This is a genomic window from Mycobacterium sp. (assembly GCF_049802695.1).
Taxonomy (GTDB): Bacteria; Actinomycetota; Actinomycetes; order Mycobacteriales; family Mycobacteriaceae; genus Mycobacterium.
The window spans coordinates 1-3,393 of record NZ_JBARMY010000006.1; the positions used below are offsets into that span (position 1 = coordinate 1).

The following is a 3,393-nucleotide window of genomic DNA, read 5'->3' on the forward strand; positions in this document are numbered from 1 at the left end:
CGCCGTCGCGCATCTCGATGGCCGCGCCGTCGCTGGACAGCACTTCGACGTTCAGGCACAACGACTGCAGTTCCTTGAGCAGCACCTTGAACGACTCCGGGATGCCCGGCTCGGGGATGTTCTCGCCTTTCACGATCGCCTCGTAGACCTTGACCCGGCCGACGGTGTCGTCGGACTTGATGGTCAGCAGCTCCTGCAGCGTGTACGCCGCGCCGTAGGCCTGCATGGCCCAGCACTCCATCTCACCGAACCGCTGGCCACCGAACTGCGCCTTACCGCCCAGCGGCTGCTGGGTGATCATCGAGTACGGACCGGTGGACCGGGCATGGATCTTGTCGTCGACCAGGTGGTGCAGCTTCATGATGTACATGTAGCCAACCGTCACCGGGTACGGGAACGGCTCACCGCTGCGGCCGTCGAACAGCACCGCCTTGCCGTCGCCGTTGACCAGCACCTCACCGTCGCGGTTGGGCAGGGTGGAGGACAGCAGGCCCTGCAGCTCCTCCTCCTTCGCGCCGTCGAAGACGGGGGTGGCGGTCCTGGTGTCCGGTTCTGACGACAGCAGCTCCTCGGGGAGGCGCTGCGCCCAGTCCGGAACGTCTCCGGCTCCGTCCTTTTCAACGGTCCAGCCGCTCTTGGTGACCCAGCCCAGGTGTGTCTCGAGGATCTGGCCGATGTTCATCCGGCGCGGCACCCCGTGGGTGTTCAGGATGATGTCCACCGGGGTGCCGTCCGGCAGGAACGGCATGTCCTCGGCGGGCAGGATCTTGCCGATCACGCCCTTGTTGCCGTGCCGGCCCGCCAGCTTGTCGCCGTCGGAGATCTTGCGCTTCTGGGCCACGTACACCCGGACCAGCTCGTTCACGCCGGCGGGCAACTCGTCGTCGTCCTCGCGGGAGAACACCCGGATGCCGATCACCTTGCCGGACTCACCGTGGGGCACCTTCAGTGAAGTGTCGCGGACCTCCCGCGCCTTCTCGCCGAAGATGGCGCGCAGCAACCGCTCCTCCGGCGTCAGCTCGGTCTCCCCCTTTGGGGTGACCTTGCCGACCAGGATGTCGCCGTCGCGGACCTCGGCACCGATTCGCACGATGCCGCGCTCGTCGAGGTCAGCCAGCACCTCGTCGGAGACATTGGGGATGTCTCGGGTGATCTCCTCGGCGCCCAGCTTGGTGTCGCGGGCGTCGATCTCGTGCTCCTCGATGTGGATCGAGGTAAGCACGTCCTCTTCGACCAATCGGTTGGACAGGATGATCGCGTCCTCGTAGTTGTGGCCCTCCCACGGCATGATCGCCACCAGCAGGTTCTTGCCCAACGCCATCTCGCCGTTGTCGGTGCAAGGTCCGTCTGCGATGACCTGACCGGACTCGACCCGCTCGCCGGCGTCCACGATGGGCCGCTGGTTGGCGCAGGTGCCGTGGTTGGACCGGGCGAACTTACGCATCCGATAGGTGCGCCGGGTGCCGTCGTCGGCCATCACCGTGATGTAGTCGGCGGACACCTCCTCGATCACCCCGGCCTTCTCGGCGACGACGACGTCACCAGCGTCGATCGCGGCGCGCAGCTCCATCCCGGTGCCCACCAGCGGTGCTTCGCTGCGCACCAGCGGCACCGCCTGGCGCTGCATGTTGGCACCCATCAGCGCGCGGTTGGCGTCGTCGTGCTCGAGGAACGGAATCATCGCGGTCGCCACCGACACCATCTGGCGCGGCGAGACGTCCATATAGTCCACCTCGGACGAGGACACGTACTCAACCTCGCCACCCTTGCGGCGTACCAGAACCCGCGCTTCGGTGAACCGGCCGTCGTCGTCGATCGGCGAGTTGGCCTGCGCCACGACGTGGCGGTCCTCCTCGTCGGCGGACAGGTACTCGATCTCGTCGGTGACCACACCGTCGACCACCTTGCGGTACGGCGTTTCGATGAACCCGAACGGGTTGACCCGCGCATATACCGACAGCGACCCGATCAGACCGATGTTCGGCCCCTCCGGTGTCTCAATCGGGCACATCCGGCCGTAGTGCGACGAGTGCACGTCACGCACTTCCAGCCCGGCGCGCTCGCGGGACAGACCACCGGGCCCCAGCGCCGACAGGCGGCGCTTGTGGGTCAGACCCGACAGCGGGTTGTTCTGGTCCATGAACTGCGACAGCTGGCTGGTGCCGAAGAACTCCTTGATCGCGGCGACCACCGGGCGGATGTTGATCAGGGTCTGCGGCGTGATCGCCTCGACGTCCTGGGTGGTCATCCGCTCGCGGACCACCCGCTCCATCCGCGACATACCGACCCGGATCTGGTTCTGGATCAGTTCACCGACCGTACGCAACCGGCGGTTGCCGAAGTGGTCGATGTCATCGGTTTCCACCGGCACCTCGACGCCGCCCGGGACAGTCATCGTGGACTGCCCTTCGTGCAGTCGCACCAGGTACTCGATGGTCGCGACGACATCCTCTTCGGTCAGCGTCGTCGAAGTCGTCTCGGCCGGCGTTGCACTCAGACCGAGCTTCTTGTTGACCTTGTAGCGGCCGACTCGGGCCAGGTCATAGCGCTTCTCCTTGAAGAACAAGTTCTCCAGCAGCGTCTGCGCCGACTCCTTGGTGGGCGGCTCGCCCGGGCGCAGCTTGCGGTAGATGTCCAGCAAGGCCTCGTCGGTGCCGAAGCTGTCCTTCTCCAGTGTCGACATCATGATCGAGGAGAAACCGAACCGCTCGGTGATCTGCTCGTGGCTCCAGCCGAGGGCTTTGAGCAGCACGGTGACCGCCTGCCGGCGCTTGCGGTCGATGCGCACGCCGACGGTGTCGCGCTTGTCGATGTCGAACTCCAGCCACGCACCGCGGCTGGGTATCACCTTGACGCTGTGCAGCGTCTTCTCGGTGGACTTGTCGATGGTCTCGTCGAAGTACACGCCGGGTGAGCGAACCAGCTGGCTGACGACCACCCGCTCGGTTCCGTTGATGATGAACGTGCCCTTCTCGGTCATCATCGGGAAGTCACCCATGAACACCGTCTGGCTCTTGATCTCACCGGTGTTGTTGTTGATGAACTCCGCGGTGACGAACAGCGGCGCGGCGTACGTCATGTCCTTGTCTTTGCACTCGTCGACCGGCGCCTTGACCTCGTCGAATCGCGGGTCGGAGAAGGACAGCGACATCGAACCGGAGAAGTCCTCGATGGGCGAAAGCTCGTAGAGCACTTCCTCGAGACCGCTCACCGGCTTCGCTGCGCCGTTGCCGCCGGCTACGGCGGACTCACGCCACCGCGGCGCGCCAATCAGCCACTCGAACGAGTCGGTCTGCACGTCGAGCAGGCCGGGGACTTCGAGTGGTTCACGCAGCTTGGCGAATGAGATTCGGTTCGGGGCCCCGGGAACGGAGCTGTAGGAGGAAGTTCGAC

General features: G+C 65.4%; 1 protein-coding gene. It reads right to left on the reverse strand.

What is annotated here, in order from left to right:
- Positions 1-3,393, reverse strand: a 3,393-nt coding sequence (locus WA317_RS00305) for a DNA-directed RNA polymerase subunit beta (RefSeq protein ID WP_425171131.1), incomplete at both ends; no start/stop codon positions are given.